This window comes from Microcoleus sp. OTE_8_concoct_300, assembly GCF_031383065.1.
In the GTDB taxonomy this organism is placed as follows: domain Bacteria; phylum Cyanobacteriota; class Cyanobacteriia; order Cyanobacteriales; family Microcoleaceae; genus Microcoleus.
Genome location: NZ_JANMZH010000061.1, coordinates 1 through 3,843 on the forward strand (window position 1 = coordinate 1; position 3,843 = coordinate 3,843).

Annotated in this window: 4 protein-coding genes and 3 tRNA genes; 3 read left to right on the forward strand and 4 right to left on the reverse strand. The window is 47.5% G+C overall.

Going from position 1 to position 3,843, the window contains the following annotated elements; genetic code table 11:
• Positions 1 to 180 precede the first annotated feature (180 nt).
• Positions 181 to 453, forward strand: coding sequence for a flagellar alpha dynein (locus tag ACUVJL_RS02995; protein ID WP_445244487.1), 273 nt, complete (start codon positions 181 to 183; stop codon positions 451 to 453).
• A 79-nt stretch (positions 454 to 532) separates the two neighbouring features.
• Here ACUVJL_RS02995 and ACUVJL_RS03000 read toward each other — a convergent pair.
• The 4 genes from ACUVJL_RS03000 to ACUVJL_RS03015 all read right to left on the reverse strand — a co-directional run bounded on the left by ACUVJL_RS03000 (position 533) and on the right by ACUVJL_RS03015 (position 3,352).
• Positions 533 to 604, reverse strand: a tRNA-Thr gene (locus tag ACUVJL_RS03000).
• A 71-nt stretch (positions 605 to 675) separates the two neighbouring features.
• Positions 676 to 760, reverse strand: a tRNA-Tyr gene (locus tag ACUVJL_RS03005).
• Positions 761 to 1,101: 341 nt separating this feature from the next.
• A complete protein-coding gene (locus tag ACUVJL_RS03010; RefSeq protein ID WP_445244488.1) occupies positions 1,102 to 2,922 on the reverse strand; it encodes an ABC transporter ATP-binding protein in 1,821 nt (606 codons plus the stop codon).
• Between the two features lie 289 nt (positions 2,923 to 3,211).
• Positions 3,212 to 3,352 (reverse strand): hypothetical protein, encoded by a 141-nt coding sequence (locus ACUVJL_RS03015; RefSeq protein WP_333131526.1) that lies wholly within the window; start codon positions 3,350 to 3,352, stop codon positions 3,212 to 3,214.
• Here ACUVJL_RS03015 and ACUVJL_RS03020 point away from each other — a divergent pair.
• Both ACUVJL_RS03020 and ACUVJL_RS03025 read left to right on the forward strand, forming a co-directional pair.
• Positions 3,351 to 3,503, forward strand: coding sequence for a hypothetical protein (locus tag ACUVJL_RS03020; RefSeq protein WP_445244489.1), 153 nt, complete (start codon positions 3,351 to 3,353; stop codon positions 3,501 to 3,503). The two genes, ACUVJL_RS03015 and ACUVJL_RS03020, sit on opposite strands and share 2 nt — an antisense overlap.
• Before the next feature lie 68 nt (positions 3,504 to 3,571).
• Positions 3,572 to 3,643 (forward strand) — tRNA-Gly (locus ACUVJL_RS03025).
• The last annotated feature ends 200 nt before the right edge of the window (positions 3,644 to 3,843 follow it).

Genomic DNA, 3,843 nt, shown 5'->3' on the forward strand with positions numbered 1-3,843 from the left:
AGAACCGACACCCCAGCCTCAAGCCCAAGTGTCCAATATTTCGGACATTGAGCCAGTGCTAGACACTTTGCTAGACATTAAGCTAGACACATTGCTAGCGGCTAAATTAGCAGGGATTGAAGAACGCTTGGGAAAATTGAGTGCCTGAGCGATGGCAACGATGAATCGCTCAGGCAGGAATTGAAAGCGGCCAACAAGCAACTTACAGAATGGGATGCAGAACTGAATCAGTTACACGAGCGTAACGGCGATTTAGGACTGAAGGTGCAGATGTTGGAGGAAGAGCTCAAAGAAGTGCGGCGCTCACGGGAGGAAAATAAAACCTCAGCTCCGGCAGTCGCAGATTTCCCAGAGCCGGCCGACTTGCTCAACCAGTTAAAAGCACAGCGCAAAAAGTCGAGGGCGGACTTGGCCGATATGGAAGTCGTTTTGGACATACTAGAAAACCATTAGCGCGAAAGTTGAGCGGAAAACGGATTTTCTTGTGATGTAATGAGCCTGAAACCCCTGGTGGATATACTGTAAAATAGCAAGCCCGTGACGAGATTTGAACTCGTGACTTCCTCCTTACCAAGGAGGTACTCTACCACTGAGTTACACGGGCATAAAAAATTAATAATGTTAAATAAAAGTTTTCAACTTTTTATTTTTAACTTTTTATTTTTATTTAAATTGTGGTGGGCCGGGCTGGATTTGAACCAGCGTAGGCGTAGCCAGCGGATTTACAGTCCGCCCCCATTAACCGCTCGGGCACCGACCCATTTGTACCCACAGTTATACATCCTAGCAGCTTCTTCTTTTTTTGCAACAATACATCAGAAACTCTAATCCAAAGTAGTGAATATATAAGTTAAATCTGGGTCGGGCATCGGGAATAGGGCATCGGGAATGGGGAATTGGTAATTGGTAACTCATGACAACAGTCAACTGAGAAGGGCATCGGGAATAGGGCATCGGGAATAGGGCATCGGGAATTGGTAACTCATGACAACAGTCAACTGAGAAGGGCATCGGGAATAGGGCATCGGGAATAGGGCATCGGGAATTGGTAACTCATGACAACAGTCAACAGTCAACAGTCAACCGTCAACAGACAACTGACTAATTCACTAATTCCCCGGTTTCTTGCAGCGAGTGCAGGCGGCGGTAGATGCCTTGTTGACTCAAGAGTTCGTCGTGGCTGCCAACTTCGACGATTCTACCGCCGTCGAGCACGACGATCGCATCGGCTTCGCGAATTGTACTCAGTCTGTGGGCAATAATTATGGTGGTGCGCGTACCAAGAATATTTTGCATGGCTATCTGGATCGATCGCTCGCTTTCATAATCCAAACTAGAAGTAGCCTCATCAAAAATTAACACATCCGGCTCCACCAAAAGCGCCCTGGCAATCCCCAACCGCTGCCGCTGACCCCCGGACAAGCGCATTCCTCGCTCCCCGACCACGGTATAGTAACCTTGGGGCAACAGTCGCACAAAATCGTCTACTTTGGCGATGCGACAAGCATCCTCAACCTGCTCGAAAGTTGCATTTCTGTTTCCGTAAGTCAGATTTTGCAGCAAAGTACCGTTAAAAACGTCTACTTCTTGGTGGACAATCGCTAAACGCTGCCGGTAGCGAGTCACGTCTAAGCTGCGAATGTCTTCTCCGTCGATCAGAATGCGGCCGGAGTTTGGTTCAAAATAGCGAAACAGGAGTTTCACTAAAGTCGATTTCCCGGAACCCGATCGCCCGACTAATGCTACAGTTTGACGGGGATGAATCAATAAATTCACATCCTGCAAAACCGGTTTTTGACTGTCGTACCCGAATGTCAAACCGCTGATCTCAACTTTGCCAGTAAATTTATAAGGTGGCTGCGCCGTGAGAGCATTTTCTGCTAAATTGACCGCATCAACACCGTCTGGCGTTTGCATAAACTCGTGGAACCGGATCATTGAAGAATAGCGCCGCGCCAATAATTCGGCGATAATGCTAATCGGACGCAGTTGAGAATATGCCATGCTTGCTAACGTGTAGACGGTAACAAAATATCCGAGGGATATTTGACCTCCTAGGGTTGCTGCTAGGCTAAAACCGAGAACTGAAAACAAACACAACTGGACGATTGTCTGCTGGTATGTCCCCAGGGTGATGTATCCTTTGTGAATGCGGTGGATCACGACTTTTAATTCGCGATCGAGTCTGGTTGTTTGCCTTTTGAGTTCATCGCTTTCTGTCGCAAAAGCTTTGACTGTTTTGATGTTGGTGATAATTTCCGAGTTGCGGCTTTCGGTATCTTCGATGTATTCATCCAGAATTTCTTCTAGCGCAGTCACCTCTTGCAGGCTTTTGAGGGTGAAACTGAGGATAAATAGGAATGAAACCAAAATTAATAAGCCAATCCGCCACTCAATTAACCAGATAACGGCAAAAATGCCGATTAAGCGGGCAACTTCGGGGATGAGTTCGCCGGCAATTTCTGGATATGTCCAAGTATGGTTGCCGATACCTTTGGCTATGCGGCTGGCAATCCGTCCGGCGTTGTTTTCGTCGTAGAATTCTAGGGGTAAGGTGAGTATTTTCCCGATCGCACCTCTCATTCGATCGCGCCTCGCCCTCAATGGTATCGCCCAGTGGAACCACTTTCCTACCCAAGGTTCGATCGGTGCTTTGGCTACTGTTACCAGAAAAATTATGCCCAGCAAGACGGATAGCGATAATATTTTGTTGGGTGAGTGCTCGGTAAAAGAGGCGATCGTTGCTATCAGTTTTTGGGTTATTGTATCTGTAGGTTGACCCGACAATACGTTTAATATTTGACCGATCGCGTAGGGAACAAGCAAATCGGCTAGTGCCAAAACACTGGATGCGCCTATGCTGTAAACTGATATTTTCCAGTAGCGATTGTAGTATTTGAAGATGTCCTGAAAGCTTGCCATAAATTTTTGTTGAGATACAACCCTTGCAAACACTTGCATTTAAAACTGCGCTCTCGGCGCGCCTTGTTTACAAGTGTACTACAAAAGTAGTGGCTCGGGGAGTCATCTGGCATCATGCTAGCGACTCGCCGGATCGGATGATTTATGGCAATCATTCGATCGTCAGTGCTCAATCTGCCGTCCTTAGCAATAAACTCAAGACAAAGGGCAAAAAAATGCAGAAGACAGAATTTTTCTGGAATTCTGCCTTCTGAGCAATGCCTTCTAGCTTTTAGGTTCAAGCAGTCTGTTAGCTTAAGGCGTAGGCTGATTGTAGCGCCCACCAGATCAAGAAACCGATTCCCGAGGCAATGACGATCGCCGAAATGGCGATCGCTATAGGACTGTCAGCTCCCTTGAACTTCATGATTCCGCGATTTAAATCTGACATGACAGTGTTCTCTCACAATTCCAGCTTGATTGTAGCTTTGCCGTCGGCGGATGGCAGTCACTCTTCACGGCAATTACTGATTTGGTTAATAATCTGGCTGCTGCAATTTCAGGTGGGGATTGGCTTTGGGGGGTTTTTACTGGGTTTGTGAAAAAAACTTACTAAAAAGACTTGACAGATTCTCGGAATTAAGACAATATAGTTAATACCGCAGGAAATGCGGGTGTAGCTCAGTGGTAGAGCGTCACGTTGCCAACGTGAATGTCGCCGGTTCAAGTCCGGTCACCCGCTTTCACGGCAGTCGCCGCGCCAAGCGATCGCGACTTCCAAATTGGGTTCGCAGGCTTGCGATCAGTTTCAATACGAAATCGACCGGTGCTGGGTGCGCCATGTCCTGGTGTTGAATGCCACCGCTATTCCTTGCGCCGCAGTACCGTTTTCGCGCGAACACCCTTGTCTTCAAAGGTCACCCCGAAATCGCCGAACTTGAA

What these genes read in the sequence shown, in the direction of transcription:
- ACUVJL_RS03020 (WP_445244489.1), top strand. Translation starts at nt 3,351, where the DNA reads ATGACAGTGTTCTCTCACAATTCCAGCTTGATTGTAGCTTTGCCGTCG.
- ACUVJL_RS03015 (WP_333131526.1), bottom strand. Translation starts at nt 3,352, where the DNA reads ATGTCAGATTTAAATCGCGGAATCATGAAGTTCAAGGGAGCTGACAGT.
- ACUVJL_RS03010 (WP_445244488.1), bottom strand. Translation starts at nt 2,922, where the DNA reads ATGGCAAGCTTTCAGGACATCTTCAAATACTACAATCGCTACTGGAAA.